This is a genomic window from Bradyrhizobium sp. WSM1253 (genome assembly GCF_000244935.1).
Taxonomy (GTDB): domain Bacteria; phylum Pseudomonadota; class Alphaproteobacteria; order Rhizobiales; family Xanthobacteraceae; genus Bradyrhizobium; species Bradyrhizobium canariense.
Genome location: NZ_JH600073.1, coordinates 2601373 through 2626888 on the forward strand (window position 1 = coordinate 2601373; position 25516 = coordinate 2626888).

Genomic DNA, 25516 nt, shown 5'->3' on the forward strand with positions numbered 1-25516 from the left:
GCGAGATAGCTAGCCGGACTTCATCGCGCTCTGGCTGAGGCGGCCACTTCGGGGGCGGCCTCGGCCACCTCCCGAAACAGCACGGCAAATAGCAGGGTCCACAATGTCAGGAGAGAAATGGGGATCGTGTAGTATGGCGTCGCGATCGGATAGGTGAAGAAGAAGGCGAGGTTGAGCGCCAGATTAGCCAACGTGAGCAGCGCGACACGGCGAATGCCGTTCGCCTGCCGCAACAGCCAGATCGAGCCTGCAATTCCGATGACGATCAGCAAGGTCTGGAGCGGGTCGGCGAGATAGTCCCGGACCACCGCGAACGAAAAATCCAGCGGCCTGACATCGGGGTTGTTGCCGTAGGTCGACGCGAACGGACTGCCGGCGTTGACGGCGTAAGAGACGATGGTCGGGATCACGCCGGCCAGCAACGCGAGGCCGAACACGAGCCCCTGCAAGAACCGGGACAACGTCCGTTCCGCAAGGAACGCGACGAGGAGAAACAGGCCATAGCCGGACGCCAGGAAGAGATTGGCCAACCGGAAATCGACGGTCAGTCCGAGCAGGAAGCCGATCGGCGCCAGCGGCCAGATCCTCGGTTGAGATCGCGGGCCCGCCAGCCATCGCGCCGTGAGACATCCCGCGAGCGCGCACACGACGACGGTCGGGGCCATCGAATAGCTCGCCTTGACCGGATTGACCATCAGGTAGATCGCAAGGCAGCCGAACGTCCCGGCCATCAGGACCGACCGCATGCTGCGCGCGAGAGAAAGCGCAAACAGCGCAAAGCCGAGCACGACAATGGTCGCCAGCATGTACATGGGCACGACCTGGTGACCTGGCGGAAACAGCGCCAACACGAGGCCGACACCCGGCGGATATTGAATGACGACCTTCCCCGTGGCCGGCATCAGATTGTGACAGGGCGCCGCGGTCGTATCGTTCCAGTCCGGGTAGCCGATCTCCTTCAGCTTCGCTTTCTGATAGCCATCGTCGTCGCGGCCGAGGTTGGTGTCGAAGCCCTCCACCAGCCCGAACCTCTGGAACAGATGCGCCTGCCTGAGGTAGCAGATGTCGTCATAGACGCCGCGCGCCTCATTCCATCGCATCATGGTCCAGAAATGGCCGATCAGCACCGCGAGAAACAACACGGCGAAGACGGCTTTGCTGGTGTGGATCTTCTTCATCGGGGATCATGATGCGACGGAGGCGGCGCTGCTTTAGCGGAATGCAAGATAGAGATTGGACGATAGCGGGCCGAGCGACAAACCGGTGTAGCCCACGGCCGCGGACTTAGGGGTGGAGGACTTGGCGGCGAGCCCCAGCAGCCGTTTTCGCGTCATCAGGATCAGGTTCTGCTCGTCGGTCCATTCCGACTTGCCGGCGATCCTGCAGGCGATCCTGAAGGTGCCGTCGAGATAATGCGCCAGCGGGATGGCGGTGTGGTGCTCGACCGGAAAGAACCTGTTGGGCACGGTGATGAACACCCGCCGCGCGACGCGGCAAAGCTCCTCGACCAGGAGCACCTGATTTTCATGGCTACCGGCATGCTCGAGCACGGCATTGGACGTCGCGACATCGAACGCATTGTCGTTGAACGGCAGCCGTGTATTCGGTTCGATCTGCACGTAACGGCAAAGCGGAAAAGCCGCCTTGAACCCGATTCCTTCGCCGAGCCCGCACGCCGTGATCTTGTGCTGATGCGGGTAGCTTCGCTCCAGCACGTTCGCGCCGTCGTTGATCACGTCGGATACGCCGACATCCAGGATCTCGTCCAAGGCAGACGGCTGCATGCGGGCGATGAAATCCTGGTAGATGCGGTCGCGCGCGGCGATCAGCAGCTTTTCCGCCGTGCTCCCGGACGCCACTTCCCGGTAATATTGCTGATCGACCGGCACTGCTCTACCTTCATGTGAGCTTCGAAGCGATGGCGTCAGGTGCGCGTCTTGCTCCAGTCCGGACCGACCGGTCCCGATACGCCTTCGAACGCGCCCTCGACCAGCTCGATGACGAGGAGCCGGCTGTAATCGACCGGGCCCGGCATGGTGACGCGTCCCTTGGGGACCTGCTTGAAGCCGACGCGGCTGTAATAGGGCTCGTCGCCGACCAGCAGCACCAGGCGATGGCCCTGCGCCTTCGCATCCGTCAGTGCGCGCTCGAGCAGCAGCCGGCCGACGCCGCGGCTGCGGAACGGAGGCTCGACCGTCAGGGGCCCGAGCAGCAGTGCCGGCGTGTCGCCGACGCAAATCGGCAATTGCCGTACGGATCCGACCAGCAACGTACCGACGCGGGCGGTGAAGGATAGATCGAGCACATGATCCACATGCTCGCGGATTCGGTACGCGCTGAGCACGAAGCGGCCGGGTCCGAAGGTGCGTTCGTGCAGCCGCTCGATCGCCTGAGCATCGCCGGCGGCTTCCGACCGGATGGTGAGGGAGAGATCGTTCATCGCGTCGGCGGGATATCACCTTGGAGGGCAGCGGTCCATACGATTGCGCCCGGCCCCGGGAGGCAATTTCAGGTCCGCCCGAGCGGCGGTTGGGACAGGTAGGCGAGCATCTTTATTTCCCGCCGCCCGCGCGTCACGGTGTCGAGCACGAGCCCCGACGAAGCCGAAAGCAGCGCCATGATCATCAGACCCATGGAGAGCACGGCGGTGGGCAGGCGCGGGACGAGGCCGGTTTCGAGGAAGGTGATCACGACGGGCAGCCCGAAAGCGATCGACAGCAGCGCGAGCACGATGCCGATCGCCGAAAAGAAGCGCAGCGGCCGCTCCGACCGGTTGAGCTTCAGCATCGTGTTGAAGATGCGCAACCCGTCCTGCCAGGTGTCGAGCTTGGAGAAGGAGCCTTCCGGGCGCGCGTAATAGGGCGTCTCGACCTCGGCGACCGGCAGCGACAATTCCAGCGCATAGACCGCGAACTCGGTCTCGATCTCGAAGCCACCGGACAGGACCGGGAAGGATTTGACGAAGCGGCGCGAGAACACGCGGTAGCCGGACAGGCTGTCCTTGAAGGCGTGGCCGAAGGTCGATGCCAGGAAACCGGTGAACAGCCGGTTGCCGATGCGATGACAGCGCCGGTAGGCCGCTTGCGATTGATCGACACGCAGACCGACAACCATATCCAGATGGTCGTCGAGGAGCTCGTCGATCATGCGCGACGCGCTCGGCGCGTCGTAGGTCGCATCGCCATCGACGAGCACGTAGATGTCGGCCTCGATGTCCGCGAACATGCGGCGCACGACGTGACCTTTGCCCTGGCGCCGTTCGCTGCGCACGATCGCTCCCGCCTCGCGCGCGACCGCCGCGGTGCGATCGGTCGAATTGTTGTCGTACACGTAGACCTCGGCCGCAGGCAGGGCCTTGCGGAAATCAGCGACGATCGTCGCGACGGCGGCTTCCTCATTGTAGCAGGGCACCAGCACGGCGACCCGAAATGGCCATGACCTCGTCGATTCAGACAATCTTCATCCCTCGTCCATGCGCCGACACCGCAGGTGCGGCGATTTACTAGCACAGGCAGCCATCATCGCCACGTCGCAATCCGCGGCCTGTCGTGCAGGACTTCCGCGATCCGCAACCGCGTGCCGGGCGTGGTCCCCTCGGGCAGCGCGGTGACCGCGAAGAACCCGCACTCGGCGATCTCGTGGTTGGGCGCGGGCAGGCGATCCTGCTTGAACTGCCTGACGACGTAGACCGCGACGTGGTCGCGGCGCGAGACGTGGCTGTTGAGGAAGATGCCGTGCAGCACGGCATCGCCAGTGAGATCGATATCGCCCTCCTCCTTGAGCTCGCGGCGCATCGCCTGCTCCATGGTCTCGCCGAGATCGACGCCGCCGCCGGGCAGATACCAGCCCGTGACGTAGCTGTGCCTGACCAGGAACACCCTGGTGTCGGCATCCAGCACCACGGCGCGGACGCCGAGCGTCATGCCGCGGACCAGCAGGAAATAGGCGTGGAAGATTCGCCGCAGCAGCGGCTCGAATCTGCGTCGGACGCTGTTCAGACGTTCCGCCATCGGGCCCCCTTGATCCCCGCTTGCACCTGGCCTGCGACCTTGCCATTACAGCGGGCGAATAGCGAGGCAATCGCCCCAATGGCCCCCTTCACGCTCGCCCATCTGTCGGACCCGCATCTGCCGCCGCTGCCGAAGCCGCGGCTGATCGAGCTCGCCGGCAAGCGCGCGCTCGGCTACGTCAACTGGACACGCAACCGTCACAAGTACCAGCGCCGCGAGGTGCTCGACGCACTCGTCGCCGACGTGAAGGCGCAAAGTCCCGACCACATCGCGGTCACAGGCGATCTCGTCAATCTGGCGCTGGAGGCGGAATTCGCGCCGGCGCGCGCCTGGCTCGACGGCCTCGGTCCGCCCGACCGCGTCACCACGATTCCCGGCAATCACGACGCTTATGTCCGCGCCACTCTTCATCGCTTCGGCGAAACGTTCGCGCCCTATCTTGCGGGTGACGATGGCCGTATCGGCTTTCCGAGCCTGCGCCGGCGCGGGCCGCTCGCGCTGATCAGCCTGTCCACGGCGGTGCCCACCTTGCCGTTGATGGCGACAGGCGCGCTCGGACGCGATCAGCTCGCGTCGCTCGAAGAGATGCTCGAGCGGTTCGCAGCCGAGGACGTCTTTCGCGTGCTGCTGGTGCATCATCCACTGAAGTCCGGCGCGCGCCACAAGCGGATGATCGACTCGGCCGAGCTGCTGACGCTCTTGAAACGCCACGGCGTCGAGCTGATCCTGCACGGGCACGACCACATTCATTCGACGATGTGGTTCGAAGGCCCCAACGGCAACATTCCCGCAATCGGCGTGCCATCGGCCTCCGCGCTCGCGCACGGGCGCACCCCGGCTGCGGCCTACAATCTGTTCACGATCGAGAAGGACAACACCGGCTGGCGTTGCGAGCAGACGGTGCGGAGCCTGGGAGCTGGATTTCAGATCGGGCAGATCAAGCATGTGAAGTTGATTTAGACCGCTGTCATTCCGGGGCATGCGAAGCATGAACCCGGAATCCATCGGGCCGCAATACGTGCTGATTAATGGATTCCGGGCTCGCGCTTCGCGCGCCCCGGAATGACGGCGGAGGGTGAGTCACCAGCTCCGCAGGGCCGCGAGTACGGCAAGCCCGAACAGCGCGGCGGCGCCGAGCACAAATCCGAACACGAATGGCCAGACGCGCGAGCGGCGCCGCGGCTGCGCTACCTCGGGCTTCGGCTCGGGCGGGACCACCATCGCATGCTCGCGCTCGATCATGCGGCGCGCGACGTAATCGGTCACGGCCTCGACGATGACAGCGGTGTCGTGCGATTCGGCGAGCACGATGCGGCCGAAGCGGGTGTCCTGCACGAAGCGGTACATCCGCTTGTCGCGCCCCATCACGATGTGCGCGACGACGTCGATCCAGAGCCTGGGCGTATCGCCCTGGCTGATACCGCGGTCGAACAGGTCGATCTTGTCAGGCACCTGCGCGAACAGGGGATCGAGCGAATCGTTGAGGATCTCGAGCCGTGCCACCTCGGCATCGCGCAAATCGACGACGACGCCGGTCCGGTCGGCAGCCTCGATCCGCGCCCGCAACAGTGCATCGCGCAGCCGCACCGGGCGCGGCTGGCTGGGATGGATCCCGCTGGTCTCGGGCTCTGACATTGGCGGCCTCGTCCTCACTTGGCCGGATTAACCTATCAGCAACCAATGTGTCCGCAAAGGCCCTACAATTCCAGTTACTTACGGAGCCCACAGGCTATTCACCTGTGCCAAAAACAGACGGTCCCACCCGGCTTGCGCCGGATGGGACCCTCCGTCCTTGGACGTCTTCTTATTCAGATTGGCATGTTAGTTCAGATTCTCACGCCGAGACCCGCGACGGCTCTTCCACGATCGAGAAGCGGACGCCCGCCTTGTGGCGGTTCTCTTCCGAGACCGAGCGCCAGGCGTCCTCGGCCTCCTTGCGGGTCTTGAACGGACCCTGCACCTGGGCCGAGCCTTCCACCAGCTTGTGGAAGTTCATCGAGCCGAACTCGCCGCCGATCACCCAGAAATTGCTGTTGGTCATTGTCAGTCTCCTGTCGATTAGCGTGATGCGTTAGCCGAACTGGTTCATCGTGTTGTGGGCGCCGCCCGCCTTCAGGGCAGCCTCGCCGGCGAAGTATTCCTTGTGGTCGTCGCCGATGTCGGAGCCGGCCATGTTCTGATGCTTGGCGCAGGCGATACCCTGACGGATCTCGGCGCGCTGGACGTTCTTGACATAGCCGAGCATGCCCTGGTCGCCGAAATATTCCTTCGCCAGATTGTCGGTCGAGAGCGCCGCCGTGTGGTAGGTCGGCAACGTGATCAGGTGGTGGAAGATGCCGGCACGCTTAGCCGAATCCGCCTGGAAGGTGCGGATGCGCTCGTCGGCTTCCTTTGCCAGCGGCGTATCGTCGTATTCCACCTTCATCAGCTCGGCACGATTGTACTTGCTGACGTCTTGGCCGGCTTCCTTCATCGCATCGTAGACCTGCCAACGGAAGTTGAGGGTCCAGTTGAACGAGGGCGAGTTGTTGTAGGCCAGCTTCGCGTTCGGAACCACCTTGCGGATCCGGTCGACCATCTTGGCGATCTGCTCGATATGCGGCTTCTCGGTCTCGATCCAGAGCAGGTCGGCGCCGTTCTGCAGCGAGGTGATGCAGTCCAGCACGCAGCGGTCTTCGCCGGTGCCCGGGCGGAACTGATAGAGATTGGAGGGCAGCCGCTTCGGACGCATCATCTTGCCGTTGCGGTTGATGATGACGTCGCCATTGCGGGCGTTCTCCGCCGTCACTTCCTCGCAATCCAGGAAGCTGTTGTACTGGTCGCCGAGGTCACCGGGCTTGTGGCTGACCGCAATCTGCTGGGTCAGGCCGGCACCGAGCGAGTCGGTACGGGTCACGACGATGCCGTCTTCGACGCCGAGTTCGAGGAACGCGTGGCGGCAGGCCCGGATCTTGGCGAGGAACACCTCGTGCGGCACCGTGACCTTGCCGTCCTGGTGGCCGCACTGCTTCTCGTCCGAGACCTGGTTCTCGATCTGGAGCGCGCAGGCACCCGCCTCGATCATCTTCTTGGCGAGCAGATAGGTCGCCTCCGCATTGCCGAAGCCGGCGTCGATGTCGGCGATGACGGGCACGACATGGGTCTGGAAGTTGTCGATCTTCTCGATCAACTCCTTCTCTCTGACCTTGTCGCCTTCCTTGCGGGCCTTATCGAGGTTGCGGAAGATATCGTTCAGCTCGCGTGAGTCGGCCTGACGCAGGAAGGTGTAGAGTTCTTCGATCAGCGCCGGCACCGAGGTCTTCTCGTGCATCGACTGGTCGGGCAGCGGGCCGAACTCGGAGCGCAGCGCCGCGATCATCCAGCCGGACAGGTACAAATAGGTGCGATCGGTCTTGCCGAAGTGCTTCTTGACCGAGATCAGCTTCTGCTGGGCGATGAAGCCGTGCCAGCAGCCCAGCGACTGCGTGTACTTGGTGGGATCGCCGTCATAGGCGGCCATGTCGGCTCGCATCAGCGCCGCGGTGTAGCGGGCGATATCCAGGCCGGTCTTGAAGCGATTCTGCAGGCGCATGCGGGCGACGGCCTCGGCCGACACCCCGTTCCAGGTCGGCTGGGTCTCCAGGAGCGACCGGGCCGCCTCGACCTCGCTCTGATACGAGGCGGGGGCCTGGAGGGTGCTGATGCCGCGGGGCTGGTAATTCATGTGCCTGATCCTTTCGCTGACGATGGCCACCAGCCATCGACATTCTTGACAATGCATTTGCGAGATGCGTGTCAGAAGCTAAACGCGAGAAAGCTCAGCTCGTATAGTGGGCTTGTATTTGAATGGTGATGTCATGTAACATCGGTACTTGTAATAAATGTCACTTTGTAAATCTTGTAAATAAAATTGGTCAGCAAGCCTGCCCTTGATGCCTCCGGAGACCTGAGAATGCCCGCCGGTTCCAGCAAGAAGCTCTTCGTCGGCCCGCGCTTCCGGCGGATCCGGCAGCAATTGGGGCTGTCGCAGACCCAGATCGCCGAGGGGCTCGGGATCTCGCCGAGCTATGTCAATCTGATCGAGCGTAATCAGCGTCCGGTGACCGCCCAGATCCTGCTGCGGCTGGCCGAAACCTACGACCTCGACCTGCGCGACCTCGCGACCGCCGACGAGGACCGCTTCTTCGCCGAACTCAACGAGATTTTCTCCGACCCGCTGTTCCGCCAGATCGACGTTCCCAAGCAGGAACTGCGCGACCTCGCCGAGCTCTGCCCGGGCGTCACCCATGCGCTGCAACGGCTCTATGCCGCCTATACCGAGGCCCGCCAGGGCGAGACGCTGGCCGCGGCACAAATGGCCGACCGCGACGTCGGCACCCGCTATGAGGCCAATCCGGTCGAGCGCGTCCGCGAGCTGATCGAGGCCAACCGCAACTACTTTCCGGAACTCGAGCAGGCCGCGGAGACTTTGCGCGACGAGCTGAACGTGCCGGCCGAAGAGCTTTATGCGGCGCTCGCGGCGCGGCTGCGCGAAAAGCATTCGATCCAGACCCGCATCATGCCGGTGGACGTGATGCGCGAGACGCTGAGGCGCTTCGACCGCCACCGCCGACAGCTCCTGATCTCCGAACTGGTCGACCCGCCCGGCCGCGCGTTCCAGCTCGCCTTTCAGCTTGGCCTGGTTGAATGCGCGCAGCATCTGGAGACCATCATCGGCCGCGCCGGCCCGCTCGACGACACACCGCGCCGCCTGTTCCGGATCACGCTCGGCAACTACTTTGCGGCCGCCGTGATGATGCCCTACCCGGCTTTCCTGGCTGCCGCCGAAGCATTGAACTACGACATCCATCTGCTGGCACAGCGCTTCAATTCCGGCTTCGAGCAGGTCTGCCATCGGCTCACCACCCTGCAGCGGCCGAACGCGCGCGGCATCCCGTTCTTCCTGCTTCGTGTCGACAATGCCGGCAACGTCTCGAAGCGATTTTCATCGGGCACATTCCCGTTCTCGAAATTCGGCGGCACTTGTCCGTTGTGGAACGTGCACTCGACCTTCGACACGCCTGACCGCCTGCTGAAGCAGGTGATCGAGCTGCCCGACGGCACGCGCTATTTCTCGATCGCACAAATGGTGCGCCGCCCCGTCGCGCCGCACCCGCTGCCGCAGCCGCGCTTCGCCATCGGCCTCGGCTGCGAAATCCGTCACGCCGCGCGCCTCGTCTACGCTGCCGGCATCGATCTGGAGAAAACGGAGGGCACGCCGATCGGCGTCAACTGCCGCCTCTGCGAGCGCGAAAACTGCGCCCAGCGCGCCGAGCCGCCGATCACGCGCACGCTGATCCTGGACGAAACGACGCGGCGGGTGTCGAGTTTTGCGTTCTCGAATGCGCGGGAGTTGTGAAGGGGCACATCTACCTCCTCGTCATTGCGAGCGAAGCAAAGCAATCCAGACTGTCTCCGCAGTGACAGCCTGGATTGCTTCGTCGCTTCGCTCCTCGCAATGACGAAGGACTTACGCCAGCGTATGCACGATCACCGGACCCGCGGCGGCGCGGGCGTCGCCGGCAAGCAGCGAGCCCAGATCCTTCTCGATCCAGGCGATCGCACGCCTGTTCGCCTCCTCCGCCTGCTCGAACTTGTCGAAGATCGATATCGCCGTGACCGTGTCGTCGCCGGCATAGACGACGTAATAGGCGCGGAAGCCGTCGACGTCGCTGATGATCGGAACAGCGCCTTCCTTGATACGGCGCGCCAGCTCTTCGGCGCTCCCGCTTTTCGCCTTGGCCTGACGGATGGCGGCATACATGGCATCCTCCCTTCCGGCTATCTGGTGTGGGGCTTGGTGCCCGGATCGCATGCTACGCCGAAGCGCGCGGGCAATCCACGCTTGGTTAATCCGGCACTAATTCCCTTCCGCGATCTGCAACCATCGATTAAGCACGCCTCAACATCGCTGCCTTAGTCTCGCCCCACTCACTTTTCGCAAACAACGGCGGCTTGTTCTGCCGCGTGAAGTGACATCAGGGGGTTCATCATGCGCATTGCGTTGCTGCTGACCGCGACCATTGTCGGCGCGCTCTTTGCCGATCCGTCCCATGCCGGACCGCTGGATGCGTCCGCCGGCGCAGCGCAGGCGCTACCGCCGGGCTTCCAGAGCTACCGCGGCTACATGTTCGACCTGTCGGAGAATTCGGACCGCAAGGATGTCGACAAGCTCACCGACAATGTGAAGAGCCAGATCGATGTGGTCGAGGCCGCCGGCCTCTCGCCGCGCGTGCTGCGCTTCTTCCGCACCGTCCCGATCATCGCCAGCGAGCTCGCCTGCCTCGACGAAGGCGCCGCGACTGCCTGCTACGGCCGGGTCACGCCTGACATCCAGCGCACCGCTCCCCGCACACTGACGGTCTGGGACCCCAACAAGCAGCGCTGGAGCAATCCGAACGCCGTCGACCTCGCGGTCGATTCCGGCCTTGGCGTGATCATGCTGCGGCCGGACATGATGCGTTACGAAAAGGAAGCCGTGCTGCTGCACGAGCTGCTGCACGCCTACCACGCGCGGCTGTTGCCGGACGGCTACGCCAACAAGGGCGTGATCGGCTATTACGCCTACGCCAAGTCCAAGGATCTCCTGCCCAAGGAATCCTACGCGCTGAAGAATCACATGGAGTTCTTCGCGGTAACCGCCAGCATCTTCCTGGCCGGGAAGAGCGAATTCCACGACCCGAAGTCGCGCGAGGCGCTCAAGGAGAAGTTGCCGGACTATTATAAATATCTGGTCGGCGTGTTCGGCTTCGACCCCGATCCGGCAGCACCAAGTGGGCCGGTCGCTTCGCTGAAGTAAGGCAGAGAGCGCCAAACCCAGCCAGAGAGCCGCGCGCGCAGCGCGGCTTTTTTGTTTTGGTCAACAGAAGCTGCGGATGACGCGTGGCCGGGAATTGCCAAGGTGGGGCCCGATCTGCATAGTCCCGCCCGCATCGATACCGTTTTCGAAGAGGATAGAACAACATGGCGGAAGCCGACCTGGATGTCGTGATCCGGCAACTGGCCAGACAGCTGCATACGGGCCTGATGACCCGCGCCAAGGAGCGGCGGGACCGATTCAACGGCCTTGCGGCCAAGGCCAAGGGCAAGGAGACCGGCGACCGCTTCAAGATGATGGCCAAGGCCACCATGGAGCAGGCCATTGCCGCCGCCAAGCGCCTGCAGATGTCCGCCGACAACGTCGCCGACAGCTACGCACGGTCGATGCGGATCGCCGCCAGCACGCCTGTCGCCGTGAAGGTGGAGAAGAAGGCGCCCAAGGAAAAGCCGGCCAAGAAAGCGAAGAAGGCCAAAGCCAAGAAGGCGAAGTAGACGCTCACTTTCCTGGAGCGACGAGCCGGGTCGGCTCGGCGCTCGCCAGTTCGGCGAGCTTTGCGCGTGCCGCGTCGCGGGTGCGGACGTCCTTGCCGGCGGGCAGCGCCAGCGCGGCCTCGAAATCGGCGCGCGCCTCATTCGCCTGGCCCCGGGCGAGGAAGGCGAGGCCGCGGTCGAGCCGAGGCTGCGCATCCGAGGGGTCGAGGCGGACCGCGGTGTTGTAGCTCAGGATCGCGCGATCGAGATCGCCGGCGGCCGCGAGCGCGAGACCGCGCTGGTGATAGGGCGCGGCATGCCTGGGGTCATGCGCGATCGCCTCGTCGTAATCCTCGATGGCAAGTTCGAGGTCGCCGTTCTGCCGGCGCGCCAGCGCCCGATCGCGATAGAGCGAGGCGCGGTTGGGGTTGAGATGGATAGCCTCGTCGAAATCCGCGATCGCCCGCCGCCAGTCGCCGTGGCGCAACGCGATCCGTCCACGCCCCTCATAGGCGAAAGCGATCAGCGAGCCGCGCAGCGGCGAGAAGCCGATCACCGCCGAGCAGATGTCGGGCTCGTCCTCGTCCCCGCAATTGACGACGGTGTGCGTGGACAGGCCAATCAGCATGCCCAGGGCAATCAACAATGGTACTGCAGCTTTGGTCATCTTCGAGGGTGGCAGGCAGAGGGCCGGCCACGCATCCCCTTTCGCAGGAACTGTCACGGCAGGGTGTTAACACCGGCCGGGACCGCCCTGTGTGCGACAGGTCACAAAGCGAGCAAATTCGCGCTGCTTCCGCGTCAGCCCCAAGGGCCGCGTGAAGAAGAGCGGCCCCATGGGCTCCGCGGCGGATAGTTCTCATTGGCGCCGACCGACGGCGAGGCCTGCGCACCGAGCTCGGCTGCGAGCTGCTGAAGTGCCGCGATGCGATTCTGCGTCGAAGGATGGGTGGCGAACAGATTGTCGACGCCGTGGCCCGACAGCGGATTGATGATGAACATGTGCGCGGTGGCGGGATTTCGCTCCGCCTCGACATTCGGGACCTGATGCGCAGCGCCTTCGATCTTCACCAGCGCCGATGCCAGCCACATCGGCTGACCCGCGATGCGTGCGCCGAGATTGTCCGCGGCGTATTCGCGCGTACGACTGATCGCCATCTGCACCAGCATGGCGCCGATCGGGGCGAGGATCATCATCAGGATCGAGCCGACGATACCCGGACCATTGTTGTCGCGGTTGCCTCCGAAGAACATGCCGAACTGCGCCAGCATCGAGATCGCGCCTGCAATGGTCGCGGTCACAGTCATCAGCAGCGTGTCGTGGTGCTTGATATGAGCGAGCTCGTGCGCGATCACGCCGGCGAGCTCCTCGCGGCTGAGCTGGCGCATCAACCCGGTGGTGACCGCAACCGCGGCATTCTCGGGATTGCGCCCGGTGGCAAACGCGTTGGGCTGCGGCTCGTCCATCAGGAACACGCGCGGCATCGGCAAGCCGGCCCGGCCCGCCAGCTCGGCGACGAGCCCGACCAGCTCCGGTGCGCTGCTGCGGTCGACCTCATGGGCGCCATACATGGACAGCACCATGCGGTCGGAGTTCCAGTAGGTGAAGAGATTGGTCGCCGCGGCAATGACGAGCGCAATCATGGCGCCGCCGGCACCGCCGATCAGATAGCCGATGCCCATGAACAGGGCGGTGAGGCCTGCAAGCAGCATTGCGGTACGAAGATAGTTCATGGCCGTCTCCCGAGGCCGGCCGTGGCCGCTGGAGGCGTTGCAGGCCGGCAAGCATGAGGTAGGGATGCCCCCCGTCCGCGTGCAAGGTTTCAAGGTGCGTCGCGGAGCCGCGGCTATTGACCAACATTGCTTTTCCGTCATGCCCGGGCTTGTCCCGGGCATCCACGTTCTCCCTCCGGCGCAAGGCCGAAAGCGTGAATGGCCGGGACAAGCCCGGCCATGACGAAAGGATGGTTTGAGTCGCTCAATTCCCTTAAGCTTTGGCAAGATTCCCCACGCGCCCTCCCCCCGGAAACCTCATGCTCCAGACCCGATTTGCGATCGCGGCCGTCACTCTTGTCGCGCTGTCTGCAACCGCCTCCGCCCAGTTCGCGCCAGCGCCCGCAAAACCAGCAGCCCCCAGGGCGACCGCGCCGTCGCCGCGCGCGGCGGCGTGCCATAACGGCGCGAACTTCGATCGGTTTCTGGCCGACGTGAAACAACAGGCCGTTGCCGCCGGCGTGTCGCAGCGGACGATCGCGGCGGCCGCGCCTTACCTCGTCTACGACCAGGGCATCGTCAATCGCGATCGCGGCCAGCGCGTGTTCGGCCAGCTCTTCACCGAATTTGCCGGCCGCATGGCCGCGCCCTATCGCATGCAGAACGGCCAGCAGCACATCAAGCAACATGCGGCCGCATTCGCGCGCGCGGAAAAGGAATACGGCGTGCCGCCGGCGGTGATCGCAGCGTTCTGGGGACTGGAGAGCGATTTCGGCGTCAACATGGGCAATCTGCCGACGCTGAAATCGCTGGTGTCGCTGGCCTATGATTGCCGCCGCTCGGAGATGTTCGTGAACGAGACCATTGCCGCGCTGAAGATCATCGACCGCGGCGATTTGCATCCTGACGAGATGGTCGGCTCCTGGGCCGGCGAGCTCGGACAGACCCAGTTCCTGCCCGTGCATTACGTCAACTATGCCGTCGACTATGACGGCGACGGACGACGCGATCTCCTCCGCAGCGAGGACGACGTGATCGGCTCGACCGCGAACTACATCGCCAACGGATTGAAGTGGCGGCGCGGCGAGCCGTGGCTGGAAGAGATCAAGGTGCCGCAAAACCTGCCGTGGGATCAGACCGACCTCACGGTGCAGCTGCCGCGCTCGAAATGGGCGCAGCTCGGCGTGACCTATCCCGACGGCAGGCCGCTGCCGAACGACAATCTTGCGGCCTCCGTGCTGCTGCCGATGGGGCGCTTCGGGCCAGCCTTCATGGCGTACCCGAATTTCGCGGCCTACACCGAGTGGAATAACTCGCTGATCTATTCGACCACCGCAGGCTATCTCGCCACCCGCATCGCGGGCGCGGCTCCGATGCGAAAGCCGTCCACACCGGTCGCGCAGCTGCCGTTCAACGAGCTCAAGCAATTGCAGCAGCTTCTGGTCCAGGCCGGCTTCAATGTCGGCAAGGTCGACGGCGTGCTGGGCCAGCAGAGCCGCGCCGCGGTGAAGGCTATGCAGGTCAAATACGGTCTGCCCGCGGATTCCTGGCCGACCGCCGAGCTTTTGGCCCGAATGCGCGGTGGCACGGCACAGGCGCAGCCGGCGGGGACGATCCGCTAAGCACTAGAATCGCTGGATGCCCCGCGAAAGCGGGGCATCCAGTACGCCGCGGCCTATCGATTCAATCACAGCTGCCTCGGAGTACTGGATCGTCCGGTCAAGCCGGACGATGACAGCGGGGGCGCCGATAGCACCACAAGCCCGCTCGGTAGAATTTTCGCACTGCACAAGCCGCTCCCGCGATTGTATTTTTCCATGAGGTTCCCATGTGAGTGGCTCAGGTTTCTCCTGAGATTTCCCACCACAATAGCGAGCATCACATGTCCTTCCACGACGCCGTCGTTCCCGCCTATTTGCAAATGCTGAACAGCCTGACCGGCCTGCTCACGAAAGCCGAGGCGCATTGCGCGGCCAAGAAGGTCGATCCCGCCGTCCTGCTGGGCTCCCGCCTGTTTCCGGACATGCTGCCGCTCTCGAAGCAGATCCAGCTGGTCAGCGATTTTGCAGCCAAAGGCTGCGCCCGGCTGACCCATAGCGAAGTGCCCTCCACAGCAGACACCGAGACTAGCTTTGCCGAATTGAAGCAGCGGCTCGCCAAGACCATCGACTATGTGAAATCGTTCAAGCCCGAGCAGTTCGAGGGCGCCGACACCAAGGACGTCACCTTCCCGGCCGGTCCCGACAAATCCATCACCATGAAGGGCCAGCAATTCCTCAGCGCGTTCTCGCTGCCCAACTTCTATTTCCACGCCGCCACCGCCCACGGCCTTCTGCGCCACGCCGGCGTCGAGGTCGGCAAACGCGATTTCCTCGGCGCGAACTAATACCCGATGATTCAGGCGGCCGCGGCGGGAGATCGAATCTGCTGCCGCGGCTGAAATTGCACATGCTTTATGCTGCGTAGCCCCGCTGCGCATCTCGCCTGCAGTTTCCGTATGGCTCCTCCCTTGCGCTGATTGCCGCGATGCACAAGTGTTCCGGATCTCTCACCGCCTGGAAGCATTCTCATGAGCCGTTCGACCAAATTGTTTGAGACCTACAAGCTCGGCCCGATCACGCTGGCGAACCGTTTCGTGATGGCGCCGCTGACGCGCAACCGCGCCTTTCCCGGCACCTTCGTACCGGGCGCGCTCGCCGCCGACTATTACGCCCAGCGTGCTTCTGCGGGGCTTCTGATCACCGAAGCGAGCCAGGTCTCGCAGCAGGGCCAAGGCTACCAGGACACCCCCGGCATCTATTCCAAGGAGCAGGTTGCCGGCTGGCGCAAGGTCACCGATCAGGTGCACCAGCGGGGCGGCAAGATCTTCATCCAGCTCTGGCATGTCGGCCGCATTTCGCATGTCGACCTTCAGGCCAATGGCGCAGCCCCGGTGGCACCGAGCGCGATCCGCGCCAAGGGCAAGACCTTCGTCAACGGCGGCTTCGCTGACGTCTCTGAGCCCCGTGCGCTCGAACTCTCCGAAATTCCAGGGATCATCGACGATTTCAAGCGCGCCACGAAGAATGCGCTCGAAGCCGGCTTCGACGGCGTCGAGATCCACGGCGCCAACGGCTATCTGCTCGAGCAGTTCGCCAAGGACGGCACCAACAAGCGTACTGACGCCTATGGCGGCTCGATCGAGAACCGCGCGCGACTGATGCTGGAAGTCTCCAGGGCCGTCGTGGCGGAGGCCGGAGCCGATCGTACCGGCATCCGCATCTCGCCGGTGACGCCTGCCAACGACATCTCGGATTCGAACCCGCAAGCCCTGTACGACCATATCGTCGATGGTCTCGCGGCGCTGAAGCTCGTCTATCTCCATGTCGTCGAGGGCGCCACCGGCGGTCCGCGCGACATCGCGCCGTTCGACTATGCGGGCGTGCGCAAGCGCTTCCCCGGCGCCTACATCGCCAACAACGGCTATGATTTCGATCTCGCCGCCAAGGTGCTGGACGCGAACGCGGCTGATCTCATCGCCTTCGGCAAGCCTTTCATCTCCAACCCCGATCTGGTCGAGCGCCTGAAGGCGGGCGCGACGCTGAACGATTGGGACAAGAACACGTTCTACGGCGGCGGCGCCAAGGGCTACACGGATTACCCGACGCTGGCGGCTGAGCCGGCTGAGTAAGGCGTCGTCGTCGCTCCACCCTCCGTCATTGCGAGGAGCGAAGCGACGAAGCAATCCAGACTACCTCCGTGGGAAGACTCTGGATTGCTTCGCTTCGCTCGCAATGACGTTGTGGAAGCAAAATCCACGACAATAAAAAGAAAGAGGCCGGGATTGCTCCCGGCCTTTCGTCGTTATGTTGAAGTGCCTTACTGCAGCGAAGCGCGCTTCGGGGGCTGTGCCGGCCACGACTTGATCAGGGTGTCGTAGTCGACCGTCTCGCCCTTCGGCTTCTCGTTGGCGAGCTTGCGCTGCGGGGCGATCGTGCCGTCCTTCTGGGCCTTGGCGAACCAGTACTCGGCCGTCTCCTTCTTGTGCAGCTTCGGACCGCAGGCGCCCTGCACGCCGGACTTCTCCAGACGCTCCATGACGGAGTCCTGGGCGGCGGCAAGGGAGTCCATCGCGGCTTGCGGCGTCTTCGTACCGGACGACGCATCGCCGATATTCTGCCACCACAGCTGCGCCAGCTTCGGATAGTCGGGCACGTTGTTGCCGGTCGGGGTCCACTGCACGCGCGCGGGCGAGCGGTAGAACTCGATCAGGCCGCCGAGCTTCGGCGCACGCTCGGTGAACGACTTGTCCCAGATGTCGGATTCACGAATGAACGTGAGACCGACATGGCTCTTCTTCAAGCTGACCGTCTTGGAGACGATGAACTGAAGATAGAGCCAGGCCGCCTTGCGGCGGTCAGCGGGAGTCGACTTCAGCAGCGTCGCCGAGCCCGCGTCCTGGTAGCCGAGCTTCATGCCTTCCTTCCAGTACGAACCGTGCGGCGACGGAGCCATACGCCATTTCGGCGTACCGTCCGCGTTCATCACGGCGATGCCCGGCTTCACCATGTCGGCGGTGAAGGCGGTGTACCAGAACATCTGCTGGGCGATATTGCCCTGCGCCGGCACCGGACCGGATTCGGAGAAGGTCATGCCCTGGGCCTGCGGCGGAGCATACTTCTTCATCCACTCGAGGTACTTGGTGATCGAGTAGACCGCGGCCGGACCGTTGGTGTCGCCACCACGCTCCACCGAGGAGCCGACCGGACGGCAGCCTTCCATGCGGATGCCCCATTCGTCGACGGGCAGACCGTTCGGGATGCCCTTGTCGCCGTTACCGGCCATCGACAGCCAGGCGTCGGTGAAACGCCATCCGAGCGACGGGTCCTTCTTGCCATAGTCCATATGGCCGTAGACCTTGACGCCGTTGATCTCCTTTATGTCGTTGGTGAAGAACTCGGCGATGTCTTCATAGGCCGACCAGTTCACCGGCACGCCGAGCTCGTAGCCGTACTTGGCCTTGAACTTGGCCTTGTAGTCGGGGTTGGTGAACCAGTCGTAGCGGAACCAGTAGAGGTTCGCGAACTGCTGGTCGGGCAGCTGATAGAGCTTGCCGTCCGGCGCCGTGCCGAACGACTTGCCGATGAAGTCGTTGACGTCGAGCATGGGATCGGTGACGTCCTTGCCCTCGCCGGTCATGTAATCCGACAGCGCGATGGTCTGGCCGTAGCGGAAGTGCGTGCCGATCAGGTCCGAATCGTTGATCCAGCCGTCGTACACGTTCTTGCCGGACTGCATCTGGGTCTGCAGCTTCTCGACCACGTCACCTTCCTGGATGATGTCGTGCTTGAGCTTGATGCCGGTGAGCTCGGAGAACGCCTTGGCCAGCGTCTGCGACTCGTATTCGTGGGTCGTGATGGTCTCGGAGACCACGTTGATCTCCATGCCCTTGAAGGGCTCGGCGGCCTTGGCGAACCACTCCAGCTCCTTCTTCTGCTCGTCTTTCGACAGCGTCGAGGGCTGGAATTCCGCGATCCACTTCTGGATCGCGGCGTCGTCGGCGGCGCGCACCGGCGCCGAGACGGCCAACGACACCGCGACCATGGCGGCGACGCTGGACATCGTCAGAAAGCTATTCTTGGTCAATGGACGTTCCCTTCTCCTAAACTGCCGCATGTTATTCCTCCGTTGCAGCGACAAACTTTTTACAGGCCCGGGTTGGTCCCGGATCTGGCCGTTCCTTCGCGGGCTAGACCGTGCGGAAAATGAGTACGGCCGTGGCCAGCGAAATTCCTGATGCGATCCAAAGGCGCGAAATTTCAACTCCGTCCTCGCCGATCGGCAGCGTGGCGAGGGCGTCGGTGCCGGCGAAGGCGATCCACAGCAAGTGGATGACCGCTGCCGTGATGAGGGAGATGAACAGACGGTCGCCCCGCGTGGTCGGGATGCGCAGCACGCCGACGCGTTCGGCTTCGGGATAGGCCACCCCGAGCCAGGTCATCACGGCCAGCGTACAGGCGAGCGCCACAAAGAAGATCGCCGTCGGCGGCGTCCAGGCCATCCATGCAATAGCTTCCATTGATGCCTCCCTAAACCCGACCGAGCGCGAAACCGCTCGCGATGTAGTTCCGAACGAACCAGATCACGAGCGCGCCCGGGATGATCGTCAGCACGCCGGCCGCAGCCAGCAGGCCCCAGTCCATGCCCGCGGCCGACACCGTGCGCGTCATGATCGCCGCGATCGGCTTGGCCTGCACCGAGGTCAGCGTGCGCGCGAGCAGCAGCTCGACCCAGGAGAACATGAAGCAGAAGAAGGCGGCAACGCCGATGCCGCTCGCAATCAACGGCGCCAGAATCTTGATGAAGAAGCGCGGGAAGGAATAGCCGTCGAGGAAGGCGGTCTCGTCGATCTCGCGCGGCACGCCGGAGACGAAGCCTTCCAGGATCCACACCGCCAGCGGGACGTTGAAGATGCAGTGCGCCAGCGCGACCGCCCAGGGCGTATCGAACAGGCCGATCGCCGAATAGAGATTGAAGAACGGCAGCGCATAGACCGCGGCCGGCGCCATGCGGTTCGACAGCAGCCAGAAGAACAGATGCTTGTCGCCGAGGAAGCGGTAGCGCGAAAACGCGTAGGCTGCCGGCAGCGCCACCGAGATCGAGATGATGGTGTTGAGGACGACATATTCCAGCGAGTTGATATAGCCGGAATACCAGCTCTCGTCGGTGAAGATGCGCTTGTAGTGCTGGAGCGTCGGCGCGTGTGGCCACAGCGTCATCGTCGAGACGATCTCGGCGTTGGTCTTGAAGCTCATGTTGACGAGCCAGTAGATCGGCAACAGCAGGAAGATCAAAAACAGCGCCATGATGAGACGACGGCCGGGGATCGAATGCATCACACGGCTCCTTCATGCGATTTCCGGTCGGCGCCGGCATTGGTCATGACGGTGTAGAAGATCCAGCAGACGATCAGGATGATGAGGTTGTAGACCAGCGACAGCGCGGCGGCCTTGCCGAGATCGAACTGGCCGAGCGCGATCTTGACCAGCTCGATCGACACGAAGGTCGTCGAGTTGCCGGGCCCACCACCCGTCACCACGAACGGTTCGGTGTAGATCATGAAACTGTCCATGAAGCGCAGCAGCACCGCGATCAGCAGCACACGATTCATCTTCGGCAGCTGGATCGCCTTGAACACCGCCCAGCGGGAGGCGCCATCGATCTGCGCCGCCTGATAATAGGCTTCGGGGATCGACTTCAGGCCGGCGTAGCACAGCAGCGCGACCAGGCTGGTCCAGTGCCAGACATCCATCACGATGACGGTGACCCAGGCGTCGATATCGTTGGAGACGTAATTATAATCGATGCCAATGGCATTGAGGACATAACCGAGCAGGCCGATGTCGGGGCGGCCGAAGATCTGCCAGATCGTGCCGACCACGTTCCACGGGATCAGCAGCGGCAGCGCCAGGATGACGAGGCAGGCCGCAACCGTCCACCCCTGTCGCGGCATCGACAGCGCGACGACGATGCCGAGCGGCACCTCGATCGCGAGGATCACCAGCGAGAAGAACAGATTGCGCCCGAGCGAAGCCAGGAAGCGGCCGCCGAGATCGGTCGAGGGATCGAGCAATTCCTTGAACCAGCCGACACCGTTCCAGAAGAACTGGTTGTTGCCGAAGGTGTCCTGCATCGAATAGTTCACCACCGTCATCAACGGCAGCACCGCCGAGAAGGCGACGACCAGGAACACCGGCAGCACCAGGAACCAGGCTTTTTGGTTGACGGTCTTGTCCATCAGGCGGCTCCCTCCACCAGAAGGCTGTCGGCATAGACGTGGACGTGCGACGGGTCGAATTTCAGGCCGGCCGTGCCATCCGGGCTGGTGAAGCCGGCCGGCGCGCGGGCCGCGAGTTTTGCGTCGCCGAGCCTCGCACGCGCGAAACGGATGCGCCCGAGGTCGTCGACGCGTTCGATCTTTGCACTGAGCAGGCCAGGCGCAGGCGCGACAGCCTCGACGAATTCCGGACGGACGCCGATCTCGATCTTCGCGCTTGGCGGAAGGCTGTCGTAGCTGCGATTGAGCGCGATGACGTGACCGCCGATCCTGGCCTCGCGGCCCCTTACCTCGGCCGGCAAAATGTTCATGCCGGGCGAGCCAATGAAATAGCCGACGAAGGTGTGCGCCGGCTTGTCGAACAACTCGGCCGGCGTGCCGCTCTGCACCACGCGGCCGTCATGCATGACCACCACGGTGTCGGCGAAGGTCAGCGCTTCGGTCTGGTCGTGGGTGACGTAGATCATCGTCAGGTCGAGCTCGCGATGCAGCGCCTTCAGCTTGGAGCGGAGCTGCCATTTCAGCTCGGGGTCGATCACGGTGAGCGGCTCGTCGAACAGCACCGCGGCGACGTCCGAGCGGACCAGGCCGCGACCGAGCGAGATCTTCTGCTTGGCGTCAGCCGTGAGCCGCGTCGCCTTGCGGTTCAGATAGGGATCGAGGTCGAGCAGGCGGCCGATCTCGGCGACGCGCTTGTCGATCTCGGCCTTCGGTACACCGCGGTTCTTCAGAGGGAACGCCAAATTCTGCCCCACCGTCATTGTGTCGTAGATCACCGGAAACTGGAACACCTGGGCGATGTTGCGCTTCTGGGTTGACAGCGGTGTGATGTCCTCGCCGTCGAACAGGATTTTCCCGCGCGACGGGGTGATGATGCCCGAGATGACGTTGAGCAGCGTGGTCTTGCCGCAGCCGGACGGCCCGAGCAGCGCGTAGGCGCCGCCCTGTCGCCAGGTCATCGTGACAGGCTTGAGAGCAAAGCTGTCCTGCGGCGCATCATTGCCACCGTAGGAGTGCGCGAGATCGACGAGGTCAATGCGGGCCATGTCGCATCCCCCTCAAGCTTGTTTCTTTGACGCGTTTTCTTCACGCGAACCGCTCGGCACTTCGCTTGAAAACGCTATGGGACCGGGCGCTGCGACCAGGCGGTCGCCAGCGTCGAACACGAAAACGTCGTTGGGATCAAGCACGGCATCGATGGTCTGCCCGGGCTCGAACTCGTGCACGCCGTGCAACACCGCCACCCAGTTCGATCCGTCGCGGGTCAGATGCACGAAACTCTCCGAACCGGTGATCTCGGTCACCGTTACCGTGGCATGGAAGGCGTGGCGGTCGGTCTCGCCATTGGCAAGCGCGAGCTGATGGGCACGAAATCCGACGCGATAGGCGCCGTCCGCGAGCGAGGAATAGAGACCGGACGCCGGCGCGGCAATGCCGCCCGCATATTGCACCGAGCCGTTCTTTTTCTCGATGCCGACGAGATTGAGCGGCGGATCGGAGAACACCTGCGCGACGCGCAAGGTCTGCGGCCGCCGGTAGACGTTTGGCGTCTCGCCGATCTGGAGCGCCTTCCCCTCCCACATGCACACCGTGTTGCCGCCGAGCAGCAGCGCCTCGGTCGGCTCCGTGGTGGCATAAACGAAGATCGCACCGGACGCCTCGAAGATGCGCGGCAGCTCGGTGCGCAGCTCCTCGCGCAGCTTGTAGTCGAGATTGGCGAGCGGCTCGTCGAGCAGCACGAGGTCGGCGCCCTTCACCAGCGCGCGCGCCATCGCGGTTCGCTGCTGCTGGCCGCCGGAAAGCTGGAGCGGCGTGCGCTTCAGGAACGGCTCGAGCCTGAGCAGCCGGGCGGCTTCCGCGACCCGCGCCTCGATCTCGGCGCGCGGCTTGCCCTGCACGCGCAAGGGCGAAGCGATGTTCTCGTAGACCGACAGCGAGGGGTAGTTGATGAACTGCTGATAGACCATGGCGACCGAGCGCTGGCGCACGTCGACGCCGGTGACGTCCTTGCCGTTGACCAGCAGCTTGCCCGATGTCGGCTTGTCCAGGCCAGCGAGCAGCCGCATGATCGAGGTCTTGCCCGACAGCGTCGGCCCGAGCAGCACGTTGAGCGTGCCGCTCTCGAGCGTCAGCGAGACGTCGCGAATGTGCTCGATACCGTCGACAGTCCGGGTTACGTGATCGAGTGCCACTGTCATGAGCGTCCTCCCGCTTCCAGCAGGGGACTTTGCTGCACGGCGTGGGTCCTGATCCAGTCATCAAGCGCCGCGATCTCCTCGGCACTTAGTCGCAGGCCGAGCTTGGAACGGCGCCAGACGACGTCGTCGGCGGTGACGGCCCATTCGTTGGCCATGAGATAGCGGACTTCGCGCTCGCTCAGCGTCGCACCGAAGGCCTGGCCGAGATCGGCCGCCGATTTCGCATCGCCAAGCAGCTTGATCGCCCTCGTGCCATAGGCGCGTGCGAGGCGCCGCGCATGCTCGTGGCTGAGGAAAGGATAGCCGCGCTGAAGCTCGGCGATCAGGCCGTCGACATCGGACACGCCCATGTCGCCGCCGGGCAGCGGCCATTTGCCGGTCCAGCCTTCGCGCGCTTTCGCACTGCGAAGATAGGGCGCGAGCCGCTCCAGCGCCTCCTCGGCGAGGCGGCGGTAGGTCGTGATCTTGCCGCCATAGATCGACAGCAGCGGCACGCCGCCGGGCGTGTCGAGCTCGAACACATAGTCGCGCGTCGCGGCCTTGGCTTCGCTGGCGCCGTCATCATAGAGCGGACGCACGCCGGAATAGGTCCAGACCACGTCATCGGGCGTGACAGGCTTGGCCAGATATTCGCTTGCCGCCGTGCAGAGATACTGGATCTCCTCGGCCGTCGCCTTCACCTTGGCGGGATCGCCGTCATAGTCGCGGTCGGTGGTGCCGATCAGCGTGAAATCGTCCTGATAGGGAATGACGAAGATGATGCGGCCGTCGGCATTCTGGAACATGTAGGCACGGTCATGGTCGTAGAGTTTCTTTACGACGATGTGCGAGCCCTGCACCAGGCGCACCTTGGCTTTCGCGTTGACGCCGGCGCCGCGGCCGAGCACATCCTCGACCCAGGGCCCGCCGGCATTGACCAGCGCACGGGCCCGGATCGACGAGCGCGCGCCGGTCAGCGTGTCGATCATGCTGACGGTCCAGATGCCGTCGGTCTGTTTAATATCGGTTGCGCGGGTCCGGGTACGGATCTCGGCGCCCTTGTCGGCGGCATCGCGCGCGTTGAGTACGACGAGACGGGCGTCGTCGACGAAGCAGTCGGAATATTCGAACGCGCGGCGGTAGCGGTTCGGGATCAGCGGGCGGCCGACCTCGTCGCGCCCAAGGTCGACCGAGCGCGTCGCCGGCAGCAGATGACGGCCGCCGATGTGGTCATAGAGGAAGAGGCCGAGGCGCAGCAGCCAGGCTGGCCTTAAGCCCGCATGGTGCGGCAAAACGAAACGCAGGGGGCGAATGATGTGAGGCGCGATCCCCCAGAGAATCTCGCGCTCGATCAGCGCCTCGCGGACCAGCCGGAACTCGTAATATTCGAGATAGCGCAGGCCGCCATGCACCAGCTTGGTCGACCAGGACGAGGTCCCGCTCGCCAGATCGTTCATTTCGCACAGGAAAACCGTGTTGCCGCGGCCCACCGCGTCGCGCGCGATGCCGCAGCCGTTAACACCGCCTCCAATAATGGCGAGGTCGAAAATCCGCTCCAACAGACGCATCCCCCGGCGACCGCCCGTTCAATCGAGCGGTTACTTTCGCTTTTGATTAGATCACACCAGAAAACGAAAGCAAGATGAAAGAGGGGAGAAAGGAAGTGAAAGCGGAACTTTCGAGTGGGCATATGGGTGTGGAAATGGGCAGTTCGGGACGGGATTCGCGCAGCATTATTGCTCTTGAATAGTCGTCGACGACCATTATTAGTTACGATAGTCATATTGGTCTTTATCTGCATGACAGAACACAGCACTGCACCAGACTCACCGGCGACTGACTCGTGGACGCTTGCCAACGCCAAGGCCCGGCTCTCCGAGGTGATCGACCGTGCCCAAGCCGGCCCGCAAATCATCACCCGACACGGCAAGCCCAATGCGGTGATCGTTTCCGCCGAGGAATGGGCGCGCAAGACGGCGCGCAAAGGAACCTTGGCCGAATTCCTGCTGGCTTCGCCGCTGCGCAGCGCCGACCTCGAGCTTGAACGCGTGCACGACGAGACGCCGTGAATCTACTGCTCGACACCAACGTGTTGTCGGAGGTCCAGAGGCCGGCCCCTTCGCCGAAAGTCTTGTCATGGCTTGATACGATCGACGAGGATCGTGCGTTCATCAGCGTGGCATCGATCGCCGAGCTTCGCCGCGGCATCGCATTGCTGGAGGACGGCCGTCGGCGCGCAGCATTGGCCGCCTGGCTTGCCCACGATCTGCCGGAGCGTTTTGCCGGGCGCACCCTGCCGATCGACCACGCGGTGGCGGAACGCTGGGGTGACCTCATGGCTCAGAGCCGCAGAAGCGGCGTCGCATTGTCTGTCATGGACGGCTTCTTTGCCGCGACCGCGCTCGCGAACAACCTCATGCTCGTCACACGCAAAGTGAAGGATTTCGCGGTATTCGGCGTGCGGCTGCTGAACCCGTGGGACGACCCATAGT

27 protein-coding genes are annotated in these 25516 nt (G+C 63.8%); 9 read left to right on the plus strand and 18 right to left on the minus strand.

Annotation, left to right across the window (positions count from 1 at the left end; all coding sequences use genetic code 11):
* Positions 1–20 precede the first annotated feature (20 nt).
* The 5 genes from BRA1253DRAFT_RS13890 to BRA1253DRAFT_RS13910 form a co-directional block, all read right to left on the minus strand.
* Positions 21–1178, minus strand: coding sequence for a hypothetical protein (locus tag BRA1253DRAFT_RS13890; RefSeq protein ID WP_007595098.1), 1158 nt, complete (start codon positions 1176–1178; stop codon positions 21–23).
* A gap of 33 nt (positions 1179–1211) precedes the next feature.
* Positions 1212–1889 carry a methyltransferase domain-containing protein gene (locus BRA1253DRAFT_RS13895; RefSeq protein WP_007595101.1) on the minus strand — a complete coding sequence of 226 codons (678 nt, stop codon included), beginning with the start codon at positions 1887–1889 and terminating at the stop codon, positions 1212–1214.
* A 35-nt stretch (positions 1890–1924) separates the two neighbouring features.
* Positions 1925–2440 (minus strand): GNAT family N-acetyltransferase, encoded by a 516-nt coding sequence (locus tag BRA1253DRAFT_RS13900; protein ID WP_007595102.1) that lies wholly within the window; start codon positions 2438–2440, stop codon positions 1925–1927.
* A 68-nt stretch (positions 2441–2508) separates the two neighbouring features.
* The gene (locus tag BRA1253DRAFT_RS13905) at positions 2509–3456 is read right to left on the minus strand and encodes a glycosyltransferase family 2 protein (RefSeq protein ID WP_007595103.1); all 948 of its coding nucleotides are present in this window, start codon (positions 3454–3456) and stop codon (positions 2509–2511) included.
* Between the two features lie 62 nt (positions 3457–3518).
* Positions 3519–4010: an NUDIX domain-containing protein gene (locus BRA1253DRAFT_RS13910; protein ID WP_007595115.1), complete on the minus strand. Its 492-nt coding sequence runs from the start codon at positions 4008–4010 to the stop codon at positions 3519–3521.
* 78 nt (positions 4011–4088) lie between these two features.
* Between BRA1253DRAFT_RS13910 and BRA1253DRAFT_RS13915 the strand changes: the two genes are divergently transcribed.
* Positions 4089–4970 carry a metallophosphoesterase gene (locus tag BRA1253DRAFT_RS13915; protein WP_007595117.1) on the plus strand — a complete coding sequence of 294 codons (882 nt, stop codon included), beginning with the start codon at positions 4089–4091 and terminating at the stop codon, positions 4968–4970.
* Positions 4971–5090: 120 nt separating this feature from the next.
* On the opposite strand, the gene BRA1253DRAFT_RS13920 is transcribed toward BRA1253DRAFT_RS13915, so the two are convergent.
* The 3 genes from BRA1253DRAFT_RS13920 to BRA1253DRAFT_RS13930 form a co-directional block, all read right to left on the minus strand.
* Positions 5091–5645 (minus strand): hypothetical protein, encoded by a 555-nt coding sequence (locus tag BRA1253DRAFT_RS13920; RefSeq protein ID WP_007595119.1) that lies wholly within the window; start codon positions 5643–5645, stop codon positions 5091–5093.
* 199 nt (positions 5646–5844) lie between these two features.
* The gene (locus tag BRA1253DRAFT_RS13925) at positions 5845–6051 is read right to left on the minus strand and encodes a hypothetical protein (RefSeq protein WP_007595122.1); all 207 of its coding nucleotides are present in this window, start codon (positions 6049–6051) and stop codon (positions 5845–5847) included.
* Between the two features lie 30 nt (positions 6052–6081).
* Positions 6082–7713 (minus strand): isocitrate lyase, encoded by a 1632-nt coding sequence (locus tag BRA1253DRAFT_RS13930; protein ID WP_007595126.1) that lies wholly within the window; start codon positions 7711–7713, stop codon positions 6082–6084.
* Between the two features lie 228 nt (positions 7714–7941).
* On the opposite strand from BRA1253DRAFT_RS13930, the gene BRA1253DRAFT_RS13935 reads away from it, so the two are divergent.
* On the plus strand, positions 7942–9387 hold the full coding sequence (locus BRA1253DRAFT_RS13935) for a short-chain fatty acyl-CoA regulator family protein (protein ID WP_007595129.1): 1446 nt from the start codon (positions 7942–7944) through the stop codon (positions 9385–9387).
* A 111-nt stretch (positions 9388–9498) separates the two neighbouring features.
* Here the strand turns inward: BRA1253DRAFT_RS13935 and BRA1253DRAFT_RS13940 are convergent, their stop codons facing one another.
* Complete coding sequence (locus BRA1253DRAFT_RS13940; protein WP_007595131.1) at positions 9499–9792, minus strand: antibiotic biosynthesis monooxygenase; 294 nt, start codon at positions 9790–9792, stop codon at positions 9499–9501.
* A gap of 228 nt (positions 9793–10020) precedes the next feature.
* Between BRA1253DRAFT_RS13940 and BRA1253DRAFT_RS13945 the strand changes: the two genes are divergently transcribed.
* Together BRA1253DRAFT_RS13945 and BRA1253DRAFT_RS13950 are read left to right on the plus strand one after the other, a co-directional pair.
* The gene (locus BRA1253DRAFT_RS13945) at positions 10021–10827 is read left to right on the plus strand and encodes a hypothetical protein (RefSeq protein WP_007595133.1); all 807 of its coding nucleotides are present in this window, start codon (positions 10021–10023) and stop codon (positions 10825–10827) included.
* Between the two features lie 164 nt (positions 10828–10991).
* Entirely contained in the window at positions 10992–11339 is a 348-nt protein-coding gene (locus BRA1253DRAFT_RS13950; protein WP_007595135.1) for a hypothetical protein, read from the plus strand.
* Between the two features lie 4 nt (positions 11340–11343).
* Here BRA1253DRAFT_RS13950 and BRA1253DRAFT_RS13955 read toward each other — a convergent pair whose 3' ends face one another.
* Both BRA1253DRAFT_RS13955 and htpX read right to left on the minus strand, forming a co-directional pair.
* The gene (locus BRA1253DRAFT_RS13955; protein WP_007595137.1) at positions 11344–11985 is read right to left on the minus strand and encodes a tetratricopeptide repeat protein; all 642 of its coding nucleotides are present in this window, start codon (positions 11983–11985) and stop codon (positions 11344–11346) included.
* A gap of 134 nt (positions 11986–12119) precedes the next feature.
* Positions 12120–13052 carry a zinc metalloprotease HtpX gene (htpX, locus tag BRA1253DRAFT_RS13960; protein ID WP_007595138.1) on the minus strand — a complete coding sequence of 311 codons (933 nt, stop codon included), beginning with the start codon at positions 13050–13052 and terminating at the stop codon, positions 12120–12122.
* Between the two features lie 299 nt (positions 13053–13351).
* Here htpX and BRA1253DRAFT_RS13965 point away from each other — a divergent pair, with 299 nt between their 5' ends.
* The 3 genes from BRA1253DRAFT_RS13965 to BRA1253DRAFT_RS13975 all read left to right on the plus strand — a co-directional run bounded on the left by BRA1253DRAFT_RS13965 (position 13352) and on the right by BRA1253DRAFT_RS13975 (position 16701).
* Positions 13352–14653 carry a lytic murein transglycosylase gene (locus BRA1253DRAFT_RS13965; protein ID WP_007595140.1) on the plus strand — a complete coding sequence of 434 codons (1302 nt, stop codon included), beginning with the start codon at positions 13352–13354 and terminating at the stop codon, positions 14651–14653.
* Positions 14654–14913: 260 nt separating this feature from the next.
* The gene (locus tag BRA1253DRAFT_RS13970) at positions 14914–15417 is read left to right on the plus strand and encodes a DUF1993 family protein (RefSeq protein ID WP_007595142.1); all 504 of its coding nucleotides are present in this window, start codon (positions 14914–14916) and stop codon (positions 15415–15417) included.
* 183 nt (positions 15418–15600) lie between these two features.
* Entirely contained in the window at positions 15601–16701 is a 1101-nt protein-coding gene (locus BRA1253DRAFT_RS13975; RefSeq protein WP_007595144.1) for an alkene reductase, read from the plus strand.
* Between the two features lie 188 nt (positions 16702–16889).
* Here the strand turns inward: BRA1253DRAFT_RS13975 and BRA1253DRAFT_RS13980 are convergent, their stop codons facing one another.
* The 7 genes from BRA1253DRAFT_RS13980 to glpD form a co-directional block, all read right to left on the minus strand.
* Positions 16890–18632 (minus strand): ABC transporter substrate-binding protein, encoded by a 1743-nt coding sequence (locus tag BRA1253DRAFT_RS13980; RefSeq protein ID WP_035993295.1) that lies wholly within the window; start codon positions 18630–18632, stop codon positions 16890–16892.
* A 127-nt stretch (positions 18633–18759) separates the two neighbouring features.
* Positions 18760–19089 carry a DUF2160 domain-containing protein gene (locus BRA1253DRAFT_RS13985; protein ID WP_007595147.1) on the minus strand — a complete coding sequence of 110 codons (330 nt, stop codon included), beginning with the start codon at positions 19087–19089 and terminating at the stop codon, positions 18760–18762.
* A gap of 10 nt (positions 19090–19099) precedes the next feature.
* A complete protein-coding gene (locus BRA1253DRAFT_RS13990; RefSeq protein WP_007595149.1) occupies positions 19100–19906 on the minus strand; it encodes a carbohydrate ABC transporter permease in 807 nt (268 codons plus the stop codon).
* On the minus strand, positions 19906–20808 hold the full coding sequence (locus BRA1253DRAFT_RS13995; RefSeq protein WP_007595151.1) for a carbohydrate ABC transporter permease: 903 nt from the start codon (positions 20806–20808) through the stop codon (positions 19906–19908). Before BRA1253DRAFT_RS13995 ends, BRA1253DRAFT_RS13990 begins: the two co-directional genes overlap by 1 nt.
* Complete coding sequence (locus BRA1253DRAFT_RS14000; RefSeq protein WP_007595153.1) at positions 20808–21893, minus strand: ABC transporter ATP-binding protein; 1086 nt, start codon at positions 21891–21893, stop codon at positions 20808–20810. The genes BRA1253DRAFT_RS13995 and BRA1253DRAFT_RS14000 overlap by 1 nt, the downstream gene beginning before the upstream one ends.
* Positions 21894–21905: 12 nt before the next feature.
* Complete coding sequence (locus BRA1253DRAFT_RS14005; protein ID WP_007595155.1) at positions 21906–23045, minus strand: ABC transporter ATP-binding protein; 1140 nt, start codon at positions 23043–23045, stop codon at positions 21906–21908.
* Positions 23042–24592, minus strand: a complete 1551-nt coding sequence (gene glpD, locus BRA1253DRAFT_RS14010; protein ID WP_007595157.1) for a glycerol-3-phosphate dehydrogenase — start codon at positions 24590–24592, stop codon at positions 23042–23044. Before glpD ends, BRA1253DRAFT_RS14005 begins: the two co-directional genes overlap by 4 nt.
* 231 nt (positions 24593–24823) lie before the next feature.
* Between glpD and BRA1253DRAFT_RS14015 the strand changes: the two genes are divergently transcribed.
* The gene (locus BRA1253DRAFT_RS14015) at positions 24824–25093 is read left to right on the plus strand and encodes a type II toxin-antitoxin system Phd/YefM family antitoxin (protein ID WP_007595159.1); all 270 of its coding nucleotides are present in this window, start codon (positions 24824–24826) and stop codon (positions 25091–25093) included.
* Positions 25090–25515 (plus strand): type II toxin-antitoxin system VapC family toxin, encoded by a 426-nt coding sequence (locus BRA1253DRAFT_RS14020; RefSeq protein WP_007595161.1) that lies wholly within the window; start codon positions 25090–25092, stop codon positions 25513–25515. The genes BRA1253DRAFT_RS14015 and BRA1253DRAFT_RS14020 overlap by 4 nt, the downstream gene beginning before the upstream one ends.
* Position 25516: the final 1 nt, after the last annotated feature.